Source organism: Chroococcidiopsis sp. CCNUC1, assembly GCF_023546805.1.
GTDB classification, from domain to species: Bacteria; Cyanobacteriota; Cyanobacteriia; order Cyanobacteriales; family Chroococcidiopsidaceae; genus Chroococcidiopsis; species Chroococcidiopsis thermalis.
The window spans coordinates 3,591,686-3,608,110 of the sequence record NZ_CP097480.1 but is presented as its reverse complement, the minus strand read 5'-3'; the positions used below and the strand labels follow the sequence as shown (position 1 = coordinate 3,608,110).

The 16,425-nt window shown below is 45.7% G+C and carries 14 protein-coding genes and 2 tRNA genes; 5 read left to right on the top strand and 11 right to left on the bottom strand.

Going from position 1 to position 16,425, the window contains the following annotated elements:
• Positions 1 to 121: 121 nt before the first annotated feature.
• From M5J74_RS16820 to M5J74_RS16785, 8 genes are all read right to left on the bottom strand, one after another.
• The gene (locus M5J74_RS16820; RefSeq protein WP_250012543.1) at positions 122 to 1,354 is read right to left on the bottom strand and encodes a trans-acting enoyl reductase family protein; all 1,233 of its coding nucleotides are present in this window, start codon (positions 1,352 to 1,354) and stop codon (positions 122 to 124) included.
• Between the two features lie 331 nt (positions 1,355 to 1,685).
• Positions 1,686 to 1,988, bottom strand: coding sequence for a nucleotidyltransferase family protein (locus tag M5J74_RS16815; protein WP_106544253.1), 303 nt, complete (start codon positions 1,986 to 1,988; stop codon positions 1,686 to 1,688).
• Positions 1,989 to 2,146: 158 nt separating this feature from the next.
• The gene (locus tag M5J74_RS16810; protein ID WP_250012541.1) at positions 2,147 to 5,002 is read right to left on the bottom strand and encodes a filamentous hemagglutinin N-terminal domain-containing protein; all 2,856 of its coding nucleotides are present in this window, start codon (positions 5,000 to 5,002) and stop codon (positions 2,147 to 2,149) included.
• Positions 5,003 to 5,279: 277 nt separating this feature from the next.
• Complete coding sequence (locus M5J74_RS16805; protein ID WP_250012539.1) at positions 5,280 to 5,696, bottom strand: nuclear transport factor 2 family protein; 417 nt, start codon at positions 5,694 to 5,696, stop codon at positions 5,280 to 5,282.
• Positions 5,697 to 5,787: 91 nt separating this feature from the next.
• Positions 5,788 to 6,672, bottom strand: coding sequence for an AraC family transcriptional regulator (locus M5J74_RS16800; RefSeq protein WP_250012538.1), 885 nt, complete (start codon positions 6,670 to 6,672; stop codon positions 5,788 to 5,790).
• 60 nt (positions 6,673 to 6,732) lie between these two features.
• Positions 6,733 to 6,814 (bottom strand) — tRNA-Leu (locus M5J74_RS16795).
• Between the two features lie 38 nt (positions 6,815 to 6,852).
• The gene (locus M5J74_RS16790) at positions 6,853 to 8,064 is read right to left on the bottom strand and encodes an ABC transporter permease (RefSeq protein ID WP_371934050.1); all 1,212 of its coding nucleotides are present in this window, start codon (positions 8,062 to 8,064) and stop codon (positions 6,853 to 6,855) included.
• 317 nt (positions 8,065 to 8,381) lie between these two features.
• Complete coding sequence (locus tag M5J74_RS16785) at positions 8,382 to 9,737, bottom strand: efflux RND transporter periplasmic adaptor subunit (protein ID WP_250012534.1); 1,356 nt, start codon at positions 9,735 to 9,737, stop codon at positions 8,382 to 8,384.
• Between the two features lie 239 nt (positions 9,738 to 9,976).
• On the opposite strand from M5J74_RS16785, the gene M5J74_RS16780 reads away from it, so the two are divergent.
• The 4 genes from M5J74_RS16780 to M5J74_RS16765 all read left to right on the top strand — a co-directional run bounded on the left by M5J74_RS16780 (position 9,977) and on the right by M5J74_RS16765 (position 12,325).
• Positions 9,977 to 11,170 carry a sensor histidine kinase gene (locus M5J74_RS16780; RefSeq protein WP_250012533.1) on the top strand — a complete coding sequence of 398 codons (1,194 nt, stop codon included), beginning with the start codon at positions 9,977 to 9,979 and terminating at the stop codon, positions 11,168 to 11,170.
• Positions 11,142 to 11,411: a hypothetical protein gene (locus tag M5J74_RS16775; RefSeq protein WP_015155223.1), complete on the top strand. Its 270-nt coding sequence runs from the start codon at positions 11,142 to 11,144 to the stop codon at positions 11,409 to 11,411. The genes M5J74_RS16780 and M5J74_RS16775 overlap by 29 nt, the downstream gene beginning before the upstream one ends.
• A 331-nt stretch (positions 11,412 to 11,742) precedes the next feature.
• A complete protein-coding gene (locus M5J74_RS16770) occupies positions 11,743 to 12,075 on the top strand; it encodes a hypothetical protein (protein ID WP_015155222.1) in 333 nt (110 codons plus the stop codon).
• Positions 12,068 to 12,325 carry a hypothetical protein gene (locus tag M5J74_RS16765; RefSeq protein ID WP_015155221.1) on the top strand — a complete coding sequence of 86 codons (258 nt, stop codon included), beginning with the start codon at positions 12,068 to 12,070 and terminating at the stop codon, positions 12,323 to 12,325. The genes M5J74_RS16770 and M5J74_RS16765 overlap by 8 nt, the downstream gene beginning before the upstream one ends.
• 147 nt (positions 12,326 to 12,472) lie before the next feature.
• Here M5J74_RS16765 and M5J74_RS16760 read toward each other — a convergent pair.
• The 3 genes from M5J74_RS16760 to M5J74_RS16750 all read right to left on the bottom strand — a co-directional run bounded on the left by M5J74_RS16760 (position 12,473) and on the right by M5J74_RS16750 (position 15,604).
• A tRNA-Arg gene (locus M5J74_RS16760) sits at positions 12,473 to 12,545 on the bottom strand.
• 129 nt (positions 12,546 to 12,674) lie between these two features.
• Entirely contained in the window at positions 12,675 to 14,042 is a 1,368-nt protein-coding gene (gene trmFO, locus M5J74_RS16755; RefSeq protein ID WP_250012531.1) for an FADH(2)-oxidizing methylenetetrahydrofolate--tRNA-(uracil(54)-C(5))-methyltransferase TrmFO, read from the bottom strand.
• Positions 14,043 to 14,128: 86 nt separating this feature from the next.
• The gene (locus M5J74_RS16750) at positions 14,129 to 15,604 is read right to left on the bottom strand and encodes a site-2 protease family protein (RefSeq protein ID WP_015155219.1); all 1,476 of its coding nucleotides are present in this window, start codon (positions 15,602 to 15,604) and stop codon (positions 14,129 to 14,131) included.
• Positions 15,605 to 15,779: 175 nt separating this feature from the next.
• On the opposite strand from M5J74_RS16750, the gene M5J74_RS16745 reads away from it, so the two are divergent.
• Complete coding sequence (locus M5J74_RS16745; protein WP_015155218.1) at positions 15,780 to 16,424, top strand: MBL fold metallo-hydrolase; 645 nt, start codon at positions 15,780 to 15,782, stop codon at positions 16,422 to 16,424.
• Position 16,425 lies beyond the last annotated feature (1 nt).

The following is a 16,425-nucleotide window of genomic DNA, read 5'->3' as shown; positions in this document are numbered from 1 at the left end:
AGGGCGCACAGAGAAAGTGCCCCTACAAATGTCACGCACGCAATCGAGAATTGCTATAAGTGTCGTCCCCCTAACTAAGGGTAGGATCTTCTGATGAGCCGTGAGTTGTTGTTTTTATCGCTCACCTTTGGCAAAAATTTCGATCTAGATCGACAGTCATACCTGCATGGCGCAACCGTTCTGCCAGAACGTCACCAAGTCCAGTTGCAGGGGTGAGGATACCCCCGCGCCGATCGCCGGGGAGTTTGTCTTCATTCAACGCCAAACACAATGCTGACTCGCACAAAAATTTCACTGTAGCGCGGTTGCCAGGATCGCCGCGATCGCAAATCAGTCCCCATACCTTGCGTCCGTCGCTCGTCAATCCTAAAAGTTCGCAGCGAAACCATCCCTCGTTCATTGTTTTCTCCGATGGTCCGCTACCTGGTTGGGGTAAAAGGGGTTGCAGCAGGCTACGGATTGGCGGTTGCTGGATTGCCCCTATAAATAGAGCCGTTGCTGCTGTAATCCCAACTGCTGGCAGCCACCCTATCGGGGGGTCGAACTTCAGATATTCCTGGTAGGTAAAGTCAACACCGTATGGCTCCTGCCACTGACTGTATAATGCACTACTACGGCGTACCACGCGAGTATTAACCGCACCCATGAAAAATGGCGCTACCCACGTATCAAGATCGGGATCGTATTGCGGAAATTCTGGATCTCGATTGCGTTCTATTTCTTCTGGCGAGCGATCGCTGGTTGGATTGAGTAGGAAAGGATTGCTTACCTGACTTACCTGAGTGGAATTGTAAATGTTAAAAGCAGAAGCTAGAGTCCCACCGTTGAATCCGCCCATAGCTTGATAGTAAGCTTTCACCGCTCGGCAGGATGTTCCTAGTTCTCGTTGGATGTAGCGGACGATCAGGTAAGTCCCCAGATCCGAAGGCACGGAATCAAACCCACAGCAGGGAATAATGCGAGTTCCATCGGCTGCGGCTCTGTCGTGGTAGCGATCGCAGAGTTGCTTCACCCAAGGAGTCTCGCCGGTAATGTCAACGTAGTGAGTTTTGAAGCGCACGCAGGCATCAACAATTTTATTGCCATAGAGAGCGAATGGTCCTGCCGTATTCAGCAGTACCCGCGTCTGGGACACGATGTTATCTATGGCAGTTTCATCTTGGCTGTCTGCGACTAATACATCGACATTGACACCAACTTGCGCCTTTACCTGTTCGAGTTTTTCACGGTTACGACCTGCGATCGCCCAACGTACTTCGCTTGGAGTTACATGCTGGGCAAAGTATTGCACTGTTTGCTTTCCAGTAAAACCACTAGCTCCGTAAAGCACGACATCGTATGGACGAGCGGTCATCGAATGGCATCCTCCTGATGAGTTAAATCTGTTTTACCAATTTCCAGCAGTTGTTTTGATTAATCACCTTATAACAATACCTCAATCGATCTTAAAAGTTCTGAGAGTTTATTTTGAACTACATCCCATACAACTTACCTCGTGTGCGACTTTGTAATAGCCCCCGAATTCGCGGGGGTTGGGGGATCGAAAAACTACGCCACTCACCTAAAGATCCCCCTAGCCCCCTTAAAAAGGGGGGAACAAGAGAAAGATGCACCGAAGCGTAACCTCAAAATCGAGCTGGTCGTATTCGTGGACAATGACATCTCGCATTCCCGCTATTTATCACCTAAGAGATTCTCGATCGCGCGACATAGATAGTTTGTGCTGATTCCAAAATGTTTTTACGTCTCAACCAATTTTCACTGCGCTCGATCGCAGCTTTAACGATTAGGTCTACTTTTCGATGAAAAATTCCTTGGAGTTCATCACGCATTTGTAGGGTTTCTGTTAACCCACGTTTTGCAGTTGGAGAAAAAGCGATCAAAATATCAATGTCGCTGTCGGGGCGAAAATCATCTCGGAGAATGGAACCAAATAGAGCTAATTCTGATACTTGCCATTTTTTACAAAAGTCTCGAATTTCATCCATTGGCAGTTCTATTGCAGTAATGGTCATGTTAGTTTTACCTCCAAGACTTCAATTTGCCGATCTATCTAAGCGATCGCCTTTTCTACTACTGTTTTAGCAACTGGGCGATCGCTCCTACTCGCTAATTCTAATTTTTCCCTCAACTCGCTCGCCTTTAGTCACGAACTAGGGCAGGAAGTCGGTGTTGCGTTAAACTGATTTGGCGAGGTGCGATCGGCATTGGTAAGGATAATTTCGCCTTTAGAGCCAAATTGCCAAGTAGTTGCTTCTACTAAGGAAGTGGTTGTATCGTTAATTACTTCTGGGGTAGTTGTTTCTACCGTTGCACGGTTTTCAGTTTCCGGCGTTTGTAGAGTTGCCCAATCGGTGAGAAGGGCATCAGTGCTGAGTTTATCCCCAGGTGCGGGAGGTAAGCCGCCGCGTCCGGCAACAACAAAGCGGTTTTCTGCTCCAGATGGACAGCCAGTAGCTACTAGAGTGGATGCATCTACTGGTGTTGTGGGTAGTTCGACCAGATCGGCGGCAGAGAAGACTCCACTGGAGTCAAAATTGAATTCTAGTGAACCAGAAAGGGATGCAACATCATTACTACGCGAATCATTCAAAAAGTTAAGAACTTCTTCAACTGTAGGATTGTTTCCAAATAGAGACAAAACTGTTTGGCGACTGATGAGTGGTGAGAATCCAATAATGTTTGGGGCATTAATCCTAATGCCACCACCGGAGCCAAAAAAAGCATTAGTAATAATGTCGTTATTACCGTTAAAGTTTGCTATGACCAGAGGAGAGTTAATTGTAATATTGCCTCCATTACCTGGTTTCTGTTCCGTGCCTACTGAGGTAGTTATTTGACTTCCGTTGCGTAATCCTACACGCTGCCCTGCCTCCAAATCAATATCTCCGCCATCACCAGATATGGATTGAGCAAAGATGCTGCCGTTATCTAGGTTGAGGGAGCGAACTGCTACATTAATGCTACCAGCATCTCCCTCAGCACCTAGAAAGCTGTTAGCAGTGATTGCGCCACCATTAGTCAGAGATAAGGTATCAGCTATAGTGATATTGATGTCGCCCGCATCACCCTGACTAGAGGTAGAAGTATTTAAAGAACCACCATTAGTCAGAGATAGCGATCGCGCATTAATTGTGATGTTACCGCCATTGCCTCTGGCTGTTTCTCGTACCCGACTGGCAATCACACCGTCATCTAAGGAAACGCCATCAGCAGCAGTTATATTCACATTACCTGCATCTCCTCTGCCAGAAGTACCGGCACTAATAAAAGCACCGTTGGCAAGTGACAAAGAACCAGTTTTAATGTCGATATTCCCACCTTTGCCTATACCCCCTGTTTCTACCTGGCTAAAGACTCCGCTAGCAAAGCCATTACGATCTACTCCAGTAACAAAGACAACATCGCTCACAGCAATATTGATATTGCCTGCATCTCCCTGCCCTGCCGTACTTGCAACCAGTTGAGCACCATTATCTAAAAACAGCCTCCTAGCAGTTAGATCGATATTACCACCGTTGCCTCTACCTTCCTGCCTTACACTACTGTAAGCTCCAGCAAATTCATCACTACCGCTATTGTCAAAGGAGATAGTATTACCCGCTTTCAGCATCACATTTCCCGCGTTTCCTTCACCTGAAGAGGTAGCACGTAGGAAGGAACCACTGTTAGCAATGACCGAATCAGCTACGGTAATTTGAATATCACCAGCATCTCCTTGTCCTAAGGTTGCACCTGTTAGCTCCGCTCCATTGGTCATATTCAGCGATCGCGTATTAATACTGATATTGCCACCGTCACCGATAGCTGTTTCATTAACTCGGCTAAAAATTGCACTGTTATCTAAAAAAATACGATTGCTAACAGCTATATTCACATTACCTGCATTTCCAATGCCAAAGGTGCTGAGACTAATCCTGCCACCATTGGTTAGGGATAAAGAACTGCTTCTAATATTGACATTGCCACCCTTACCTATGCCTCCTTGGTCTACGCCATTGAAGAATCCACTGCTGAAAACTCCATCTGGAAATTGACCCACACCGTCGATTGCGATCGCGTCTTGGGCATTAATGTCTATACTCCCTGCTACAGCAGTAGTTGAACCTAAATTTGCTCCAATCCCAGCTATAAGCTGACTACCTCCCGAAAGCATTAGGTTCCTGGCATTGACGGCAATATTACCACCACCTCCAGCCCTCACATCAACTAAAGCAGAATTTGTGAGTGATATATCTCCTAGAGTTAAATCTGTAGGAAAACTGAAGCGGAAACCACTACTATCTGGACTGATTCCTACAACTCCTGGGGCTGCAACTGCACCTAGTTCAATTCGTCCTCCTTCAGCAGTTAATCGACCCCCTTCTAAATTAATATTGCCACCAACTATTCCTATAGTCCTCCCAGGCTGAACTTGCAAACCTACGCCGCTAGCACGGTTGATGATATTTCCCGAACCAGTACCAAATTGCAAACCCAAGGGAACGCTCACGGTTAACAGTGGCGCACCTGTACTAGGTGTAGCACTAAACTGTGTTCCATCAGCAAAATTGATACTGCTAGCCGTAGTAGCAACGAACGAGCCGCCAATATTCAACCTGGCATTCTGACCGAAAACTATACCGTTAGGATTGAGTAGAAACAAGTTGGCTGCGCCATTAGCTCCAATTAAACCATCAATCTCAGAAATTGAGCCGCCCGTGACCCTGGTAAGGATATTTTGAATATTTGTAGCATTGTTAAAAAAAGCTGCTCCGTTGGTAGGCACGGAAAACTGTTGAAAGCTGTGAAATAAATTCCCCCCTCGCGTGGCTCCACCGGAAATTGTATCTACACCGCTACCTGTATCTGTAACAACAGAATTTTCTACTCCTAGTGTATTATCTGGTACAACCTGAGCCAGGGTAGCATTCCCAAATGCGATCGCGCCCCCAAGCACTACACCAACTAGCCCTAACTTTACTCCCCAGCACCCGAGAATCGGAGATAATTGAAAATACATTTTATTTTTATAATTATTCGAGTTAAATCAATCGCAAATGACGAAGCACCAGTAACTATAAATATCTAGAGAGCAAAAATCAACCCAATGTCATAAAAATACGATCGCGATCGCTCTAGCTAGTGCATCCTTACTCGTCTGCTTTGGTGGTTGTCACTCTGATGCTTGCATAGTACAAATGTTTTATAGTACGATACCAACGTGTGCAATGCACTTTTATGTGTGAGTGTATTGTTTGTTGTCAGCAGCCCTAGTGTGTTGTAATTCTGGGGCTGCTTTAATTTTGGAGCAATAGGAATTGCCCGATCGCAACTGTATCTGCGTAGAACATCTGTGATTCGACAATTTTGCCATCACGCATTTTATACACGCTTACGACTGGCGAATCAAGCTTTTTACCGCTACTCGCCGCCAGCCCTTTCAACTGCCAAAGGACGATGACATAATCTTCTGCATCTAAAAAGACTGCATCCATCTTCCTCTCGGCTGGCGGTTGAAGATGATTCCAAGTTTGAGCAGCGCCTTCAACGTGTTGCTTTGCACCTTCAAGACCGGAATGTACTCCACCATAAGGTAGTGACTCTGCATCGCGGATGACAATTTCAGGAGCGTAAGCTGCAAGAACTCCACCAATATCGCGTTCTTCGACAGCCTCGAACAGACGGCGAACATTTTCTAGATTCTGTTGTGACATAAATTCTCCTTTCTCGTCAGAATTTATCGACTGACGCATTCAGTATCCAACTATTCTCAACTTCTTCTCTTCAAGGTTCTTGCGATTGTTTTCAACGTTCTTGCGACAACTGCCAAAAAACTTTGGGCGTAACTCCGACAAGGCGTTTGAAATGGTAAGTGAAATGTCCTTGGCTAGCAAAACCAACCGTCTGAGCGATCGCAGCCAGTGACAAATTACCTATAACTATTAGTTGTTTGGCTCGTTCGATCCGACAACGAATTAAATATTGATGCGGTGAAATATGAGTTGACTGCTTGAACAAATGCGCAAAATGATACGGACTCAACCGCACTATTTCTGCTAACTGAGTTAAGCTAATATTTCTATCTAAATTGGCTTCTATAAAATCAACAATTTGCTGCCATTGCTGTTGCGTAAAACTACCCGTAACAGTTTTGCGCTGACGTGAGTTGCTAGAATATCTCGATAAAAGATGAACCACAAGTGCATGGGCTAGCGAGTCAGCATAAAGATGGCTGTTTCTCCCATCAATTTCTAAGGATGTTTTGAGTGCAAAGCCAATCTGCCCAACTAACGGATCGAATAGTGTAGCTAAATGTGGAATTAGTTCGAGGCGATCGCTGCCAAATACCTCATAGCCAACTGTAGCGAGAAATGACGGTGCTAACAACAAATTGAAAAACTCAGCTTCTTTATCCCAGTGAAACCATTGGCTGAGGTAGGCTGGGTAAATTTTCAAATCTCCAAATCCCGATCCTACCTTCTCATATCGTCCGCCAACTGCTTGCTCCAACTGCACGGGCTTTCCGACATTCAAACAAATAACGTGCTGGGACGATACGTGTTCTGGAACATCGCAAGGTGGTTCTCGAAAATAAGCAAATTGAATGTTTTTCCAGTTAGCGCCATCGCTAGCCAGAATCGGCGAACGGGGAAGGATTAGCGGTAAATTGCTAGGAGTCGGATCGCTCACAATTACCCTGATGCCAATCGCTCGGTGAGAAAAGCTTGAAAGGCTTGAAGAGAGAGGGAATGCGGATGAAAGGACTTGAACCTTCACACCTCTCGGTACTAGAACCTAAATCTAGCGCGTCTGCCAATTCCGCCACATCCGCATATCGGCTTTACGATTATAGCAGAGAAAAAAATATTTTTACTCGCTTCTCAAAGCGGCAATCGGATCTAATTTAGCAGCATTCCGAGCTGGGATAACTCCCGCTAGCAATCCGACGACGAAAGAAAGCCCAAACCCACTCGCGATCGACCACAACGATACGATGAGGGGAAATTTGAAAATATTAGCAGCAGTAGCCGCGATCGCCACTCCCAAACCAATTCCCATCCCTCCACCAACGACAGAGACGACAACTGCTTCGGCTAAAAACTGAATTAAAATCGCTGCATTAGTCGCGCCTACAGCTTTGCGAATGCCAATTTCTTTTGTGCGTTCGACGACTGAGACTAGCATGATATTGGCAATCCCAATCCCGCCAACGACTAAGGAAATTCCCGCGATCGCCACTACCATGATGGTAAATAATCCTACTACACTACTAAACGTGTTGATAATATCGACCTGATTGATAATCCGAAAATCATCTGCTTGCGGTGGGTAGATATTATGACGCAAGCGTAAAAGGTTCGTGACTTGGAATTGTGCCGCATCTAACTGCGTCTCGTTACTGGCTGCTAACCAAAATCCGTTGATGGAAACTCCAGTTAAAGCATTATTTCCTACCAACCGCGCCGACATATTCGTTAACGGTACGTATACGCGATCGTCTTGATCTTGACCTCCAACCGCGCCTTTTGGCTCCATTACTCCCAAAACCTTATAACTTTGTCGCTGAATCCGAATATCGGCTCCTACTGGATTAACTTCTGCGCCAAATAACTGATCTCGTACCTTAGAACCCAAAACAACAACTGGTTGAGCCGCATCTAAATCTGCCTGAGTAAAAAATTGCCCGACTTGGGGGCGGATATTTTTCACCTCAGAGTAATATAAATCCGTCCCGAGAACGCTAGTAGAAATATTCTGTCCGCCATAAACAACTTGAAACTGACGTTGTAAAAAAGCAGTCACGCCAATCGCTGCTGGAGCCTGTTGCGCTACCGCTTTAGCATCTTCCCAAGTCAAAGTTGAAGCTGAACCTACTCCTTGGTTAATCCCGCCACCAGTCGTGGACGCACCCGCAAGGACGAGCATCACATTCGTACCCAAAGCTTGAATCTGTTGCTCGGTAGATTTTTGCACGCCTTGTCCTACCGAAGTAATAGAAATTACCGAAGAAATACCAATAATTACGCCCAGCATCGTTAAACCCGTGCGTAACTTGTGATTCCATAAAGATTCCGCCGCCATCCCGACAACTTCAGCAGTTGACACGGCGTTAGTATTGGCGTGAGGGGGTTGTTTTTTGGGCCATGAAGAATAATTGATGGTTAATGGTTAAGGTTGATAGTTGTTGGTTAACCGCTCCCTTGTCTCCCTTGTCTCCCTTGTCTCCCTTGTCCCCCTTGTCTCCCTTGTCCCCCTTGTCTCCCTTGTCTCCCTTGTCCTCCCTTGTCCCCTTGTCCCCCTTGTCTCCCTTGTCCCCCTTGTCTCCCTTGTCCCCCTTGTCTCCCTTGTCCCCTTGTCCTCCCTTGTCCCCCTTGTCCTCCCTGCTCCCTACTCCCTGTTCACCGTCGCGAACCTCCCATACCTGGGATTCCCGGCGTTCTGGTTTGGGGGCGAGTTCCTGGTGGAAAGGTGATGAAGACTTTTTCGGTTCCCGTGAGTCCTGATAAAACTTGGGTTTTGTCATTTACAGTCACTCCGGTTTGGATGGGGGTAAAGACGGGATTGTTATTCTCGCTAGCGACAAATACACCCGTACCGTTAGGTTGACGAGCGATCGCAACTGTGGGGACGGCAATCGCATTTTTCAGTTCGCCTGCTTTAAAATCAACATCAACGTTCATACCCGATCGCAACAACTGAGGATCGGTGAGAATTGCAGCTTTAACTTGAAAACTCGTTACGTTTTGTTCTACCGTAGATTGAACGGCAATTTGAATTACTCGCCCTTTGAAAGTTTTACCTGGATAAGCATCAGCTCGAAAGCTAATGTCTTGTCCGATCCGAATTTGAGCAATATTACTTTCTGATACGTTGGCGACAACCTGATTGTTCGCCGCCAGTGCCAAGATCGAGTTGGAAGTTGCACCAGAAACGGAACTACCTGCGGTGGTGGGAGTGACAAAAGCACCAGGATCGGCATATTTTTGCGCCACTACGCCACTAAAAGGAGCCGCGATCGCCGTATCATTCAATTGAGTTTGAATATTCTGTAATGCCCCTTGTGCTTGTTTAACTTGAGCGCGGGCTTGAGCGATATCTTCAGGGCGCGAACCGTTTTGCTGTAGAGTTAAAGCTTGCTGCGCTCTATCCACAGCTGCTTTGGCACTATTGTAAGCAGCGCGGGATGTAATTAAATCTCGACTGGAAATTGCTCCAGAGGCGAATAACTGCTCGTTTTGGCGCAGATTTGAGGTTGCTTCTTCTAAGGTTGCTTGAGTATTTTGTAACTCTGCTTGCGCTTGAGCAATATCTTCAACGCGATTCCCCGCCAGCAATTTTTGTAAATTTGCTTGAGCTTCTGCTAATCTTCCCTTAGCTTCGATTAATTGTCCCTGTAGGTTTGAATCATCCATGTAGGCGATAATTTGCCCTTGCTTTACCCAATCACCTTCTTTTACCAACAAGCTTTTCAGCCGTCCAGAACTTTTAGGGCTGACATTAATCGATCGCTCTGGTTTAATTGTGCCGTTAGCTGCAACAGTTACAGATAAATTTAATCGTTCTACTGGAACGGAGAGTGCTTGTCGCTGGGCGGCTTGACGGGGAACAATGACAATTTGACGATAAACAATATAGCTACCTGCGGCTACAAAGCCAAGCAAGAATACCCCCAGCACCCACTTAGTAATTCCTACTTTCTTGAAGTTTTTCACGCGCGATGGGAACGTCTCTGAATGAGGCAAATCAGTTTTCATTCTAGCTTCACGCTCGGTAATACACCCGTCATAGCAATTCTGTGCCACTATCTTATAAACGAGTTCGCTCAACCTCATGTAGAAAAAGTCACGATCGCCCTATGACTTTAGTAATGGTTATCAGTTATCAGTTATCAGGGAATCTATACTAATTACGAATTCCGAATTCTCCCTTGTCTCTCTTGTTTCCCTTGTCCCAATTTTGACTTTTGACTTTTGACCTTTGACTTTTAAACCTTGTGACTCGTCCCATTCAACCTCACAATCACCCGTTTCCATTTCTGCTCTATCTAGAGTGGGCATTATTGGCGATCGCAATTTGGACTGAATTATTACCTAATCCCAGTTTGCGGTTTCCAAGGTTTCCTTTGCTAACGCTGTTAAGCATTACTGGCTTTGGGTTGATGGGTTTGAGATTACCCACGGGTAAGTTAATTTACAAAGTTATTTATACTGCTTTTGAAATTGTACTAATTTTATTCACTTCTCTAACTGGTAGTCGAGCAATCCGTCTGTTTCCTTTCCTTTACTTACTTCTAGTCACTCGAAGTTGTCTGATTTTTAACCTACCAGGAAGATTATTAATTACGGGTTTATCTTTTACTTTTTTCCTATTGACGCTACAGCGCCGTTTTCATCGCATTCCCGCACCACCAATGGCTCAAGAACGGTTGCGTTTTTTTCCGCTCCTTCTAGCATTATTATTTGGGTTAGTTTTAGTTTTTGTGTTGTTATTAATGAATGCAGTTTTAGCTGAGCGTCAAAGTCGAGAAAAACTGGCGATCGCCAACGAGCAACTGCGAAAATATGCTGTGAGAATTGAAGACCAAGCAACTTTGCAAGAACGCAGTCGCATTGCACGAGAAATTCACGATTCTCTCGGACACTCATTAACGGCGCTCAATCTGCAAATAGAAACAGCACTTAAACTTTGGCTCAGCGATTCTACCAGAGCTTACACGTTCCTCAAACAAGCAAAAAAATTAGGTTCTCAAGCTTTGCAAGATGTGCGCCAGTCAGTTTCGGCGCTGCGCGATCCGCTGTTGGGACGTTCTTTAGAGCAAGCGATCGCATCTTTGGCTGAGGATTTTGGGCGCTCTACTGGCGTTGTTCCTTCATGTCAAATTCAACTTGCCGATTCCATAACGACAGAAGTTTCTACAGCTATTTATCGCATTGCTCAAGAAGCATTGACCAATATTAGTAGACATGCCTCGGCTACTGAAGTGAAAATTCAATTACAGGTTACGAAAAACCATTTAAAATTCACAATTGCTGACAATGGTAAGGGATTTCAATTAAGTCAAAATACTACTGGTTTTGGGTTGCAAAGTATGCGCGATCGCGCCCAAGTCTTAGGAGGTGAATTAAATATTAATACCGCTCCTAACTCAGGTTGCACGATTGTGGCTGAGATTCCTTTACATACATGAAAAAGCGATCGTAGAGGGAAATGAAGCCAACGAACAAAGAATTCGCGATTCTAAAAAACGCACTGCCGATTTAGTCCTACAGTTAGCACAAAACGAGGAACAGCGCCAAAATGCTCTCACCGCAGTTATCCAGCAGCAGATCGACCTGAGATTGCAGAAATTTAAGAATGCGATCGCGCTGGAAAACCTGGAATATATCAAGCAGCAGAATTTACTCGAAGTTCTCAATAAAAGTGCTTGACACTTATAGGAAGATTGGCAATAATAATTTAGGGGAGATATTTTATCTCCCCTAAAAATAAGGAGGTGATGCAAAAATAACTAATCCAAATAAAGACGGTAACGGCAACGGACAAAAGGAATACAATCCTGAAATCGAGTTCGAGTACCTTGCAGAGGATATCTGGAGCGAGATAGACCAGCAAGGAAACGAATACGTTGCTTATACCAAAGACGTGCTAGAAGCCTTGGAAGACGAGGACTCTGAATCTGATTCCAACGGCGAGTAAAATTAGCACCATGCCTCTAGTAAAACTAGGGGCATTTCCTGATAGTCAAGAAAAACATAACATATGTCTACTAGTATTATCCATCCACTGCACTACCTAGTCGTTGAAAAAAAGGGGTCTGCCTGGTGTTTCAAGACAGGCGACAGAATATTCTACAACCCCCGCAACGTGCCAGCATCTCTGTCTCTAGAAGACCGACTGCGCCAATTTGGATTAACCATACCGAAAATTGCGATCGAGTTATTTCGGATAGAGGCAGGTAAGGGAGGATATTACCTTGCTAATTTACGTTCTAAGCAGTATTACTACTGCGGGCTCGATTGGCAGGATGTTAAAACAACTCTCCAGCAATTGGGAATAGGACGACCAGAGCCCTTGGAGAACAGCAATGGGTAGAAAGAAACTCAACCGTTCTGTCGTCAATGTCAGAACCGCTCCCGATACCCCCAGTAAGCTCAAAGATCTAGCTTATACCCTCGGTTATATCTATGACGGCGAGGGTGCGACGGGGCAATTACTAGATGCGATCGCCAGTGGTTTAATTCAGTTAACATCACAGGAAGCTAAAGAAAATGAGCGTAAACCAATTACAGAATCTAACCCTGGAGCAATTCTGGCTGCTACCAGAAGGGGAGACGGCATTTGAATCACAGATCGCCAACTCAAGAGCGCCCAAAAAGTCTCAAGAATACCCAAACTTTTTTGGTAGGGGGTGGAGAAACTCCTGAAGCACCACTCCCTGAAAGTCTTGTTCTTTCGTAGATTGGCGTTTTATCAAGGTTTTTATCTTTTACGAGCATAGAGGGATTTGAACCCCCGACCCTCAGAACCGGAATCTGATGCTCTATCCACTGAGCTATATGCCCTTGCACTCGGATATTATAGCATAGCAAGTTAATTGGGAAGCGATCGCGCTTTTTAACCTGGAATATTGAGGTAGGGGCGTACATAAATTTGTAGGGACGCTTTCTCTGTGCGCCCTTACAGATCGATCGCTAAATTACCCCAGCTAATCCCAAAGATAACCCCGCTTTCCAACTAGCAAGATCGAACAAAGAGCGATCGCGATACCTACCATATCTAAGCTGTTTATTCTTAATCTTCTCGCCTAACTCAGGCAAAATGCCAAAATTAGGTGGCATCGGTTGAAAATGTTTCGGGGCAGCAGAACTGATAAATTCAAATAACGCCCCCATCATCGTTGTGGGTGGTAAAACTAACGAATCTTTACCCAAAGCAATTCTCGCCGCATTCGTTCCCGCCAGCCAGCCGCCAGCCGCCGCTGCTGTATAACCTTCCGTACCAATTAATTGTCCCGCACCTAAGAGAGTCGGACGGTTTTTAAATTGTAATGATGGTTGCAACAACTGAGGAGCATTAATAAACGTGTTGCGGTGCATCACTCCCAAACGCACAAATTCAGCATTTTCCAAACCTGGAATCATTTGAAATATACGCTTTTGTTCGCCCCAGCGTAAATTTGTCTGAAATCCAACCATATTCCACAACTGCCCCGCCTTATCTTCTTGGCGCAGTTGTACTACCGCATAAGGACGTTCCGACTGATTTTCTGGGGCGCGGAAGTCTCCCTTGCGGGCATCAAACAAGCCCACAGGTTTGAGGGGACCATAGCGCATGGTATCTTCCCCGCGTTGGGCAAGTTCTTCTATAGGTAAACAAGCTTCAAAGAATTTAGCATTTTCTCGCTCAAAATCCTTTAATTCTGCTTGTTCTGCCGTGCATAATGCTTGCCAAAACTGCAAGTATTGCTCTTTATTCATCGGACAGTTGAGATAGGCTGCATCTCCCTTGTCGTAGCGAGAAGCGAGAAAAGCAATATCGCGGTCAATTGATTCTCCTACAATAATTGGGCTTGCGGCATCGAAAAAGCTGAGATATTCCATTCCCGTAAAGCGGTGCAAATCTGCGGCTAAATCGGGGCTAGTTAAAGGACCAGTCGCTAGTACAACAACGCCTTCTGGAATGACGTGAAGTTCGCCCCGCCGCAGTTCGATGAGGGGGTGACGAGAGAGCGTTTCGGTCAAATCTTGGCTAAATTGTCCTCGATCTACAGCTAAAGCACCACCAGCAGGGACGGCGTGACTGTCGGCTTTGCCAATCACTACAGAACCCAATTGACGCAGTTCTTCGTGCAACAATCCCGATGCGCGATCGCTTGCTTGCGCCCCAAAAGAATTGCTACAGACTAATTCTGCTAAATGTTCTGTATGGTGGGCGGGACTCGATCGCAAAGGACGCATTTCGTGCAAAATCACTGGTATTCCCGCCTGGGCAATTTGCCACGCCGCTTCTGTCCCGGCTAATCCACCACCGATAACTTGAATTACGTTGTCATTGGTCATTGGTCGTTGGTCATTGGTAGTTGCCAAGAGGTAAATTTTAACTTCTTCCTTGTCCCCCTTGCCCCCTTGTCCTATCCCTTACCCCTCTAAATTTGTAATAAATTTGTAATAAATCTGGGTGCTGGCAGGATAATTAAAACGAGTAAAGCTAAGACTAGCAGACCGATGATATCGCGTTTGTTGTCTAGTTCGGTTACATCGTTGAGGGCTGGTTCGTCAGCTATGGGCATGAAAAAGAGAATTATCGCCCACAACCAAAAACCAGGTTGGACTAAAGCCAATCCTAAAACTAAAAACCGAGCAATTTGACCGATCGCGGCTCCAGTACGCTGTCCAAACATAGCATGGACGATGTGACCGCCATCGAGTTGTCCTACAGGCATTAGGTTGAGTGCCGTAACGACAAGTCCTAGAAATCCCGCGATCGCCACTGGGTGTAGGTCGATCGCTTTATCTGCGGTTAGTTGAGCGCCTAATGCTAATTTACTCAGGACTGCTAGTAAAATCGAATATCCTGGGTTGAGGGCATCGGGGTCGAGAGTTCCTGCTTTTTCTGGGATTGGCACGACTTGAGAGTTTGCTAAACCCCAGATCAGCAGCGGTAGTGTTGCCACAAATCCAGCTACAGGACCAGCAATACTCACATCAAACAAGGCTTTACGGTTGGGTACGGGGCTGCGCATTTGAATAAATGCCCCAAACGTACCAGGAAAAAAGGGAATGGGAATGAAATAAGGTAGTGTAACGAGAATTTTATGAAATCTAGCTGTTAAATAGTGACCCATTTCGTGAATGCCTAAAATCGCCAGTAAAGCTACGGCATAGGGCAATCCTTCATGTAATTGGGTAATAGTTGCTGATGGTGTGGTGTTATTGCTACTAGCTAATTGCACGCCAACGACGGCAGTTGTAAATAAGGTGGCTATAACTAAGCCTACGGCTAAAAAGGGTCTAGAGAGCTGCGATCGCTCCGCTGGTCTATCTTTTCGCGCTTGGGGATTGGGAACTAGGGCAAAGAAAGGCTTGTTGTTGAGTCCTTCTTGCAACAGGACTAAAAAGCGATCGCCAAATTGATTTTCAATATTTCGCCGAATTTTCTCGTAAGCATCGGTCGGAGAAGTGCGGAGTTGTCCGCGACAGATCACGGCTTGAGGTCGATATTCAATATTGTGAATGTAGAAAGTTGACCAAGGAAAGCAATCCCTCAGTTGAGCTTCTTCTGCTGGCTCGATTGGGCGAACTGGTGTCGGTTCTGGTGTCGGTTCTGGGTTAGAATTGACTGCTGCTGGGTTAGCAGTTGGTGGCGCGGGTGACATTCCTCTCCGTCCCCACTGAATCAGCAGCCAGTACAAAACTGGGCAGATGACAAACGGACCGATCGCTAAAGCAATAGGCAGTGGTTGATCTGGACCGTAGACTGCCATCCATATGCTCCAAATTAAGGCTGGTGTCATGAGTACCAGCCATAAAAGCCAAACGGGTGTCCGCGTCATGCCAGCGACACTGCGCCGCACGATGATATAAGTAAATAGTCCCAGGAGGAGGAGAAACCAAAATTCCATGTCTGTTGCAGTTGTACTGAGTGGGTATCGCGTTTAAGCGATGGAGACAAGTCAGTTGAGAATACTTATCTTTCACCTCCTATTTGCCGTGCCAGTGCCATAATTTTACTCGCCACATAAGATCGCAATTAGACTCTCAATTTAACTTTTACCCCTCACTAATCGTTCCCGAACTTTGCAAAACCAACCTACTCGTTCTCCCAAACTACCACAGGCAATTTGGCATAACGTATTTGCGTTTCCACCCAATAGAGAGACGTTAGGAGGAACTGCTTATCTTATTGTAGAAAATCAAGGCAATATTCTGATAGACTCTCCAGGCTGGGACGAAGTGAATCGGGAATACATCAGTTCTCTTGGTGGAGTTCGCTGGTTATTTATGACGCACAGAGGTGCGATCGGTCAAACGCGACACCTGCAAGCAACGTATAACTGCGAGATTATCATTCAACAACAAGAAGCCTATTTGTTGCCAGGATTAAAAGTTACGACTTTTGAGCGAGAATTTGACCTGGGAAATGGCATTGAAATTATCTGGACTCCCGGACATTCGCCTGGTTCTGCTTGCCTTTACTATCCGCAGCATGGAGGTATTTTATTCTCTGGTCGTCATATTCTCCCCAATCTTCAAGGCGAACCAGCACCGCTGAGAACGGCAAAAACTTTCCACTGGTTACGCCAATTACGCAGCGTCAAACTCATTTGCGATCGCTTTACCCCAGAAACCTTGCAATATATCTGCCCTGGAGCAAATACAGGGTTTCTGCGGGGTCAGCGAGTTATTAGCAATGCGTATGAGAGATTGAATTGTGGGAGTTAGT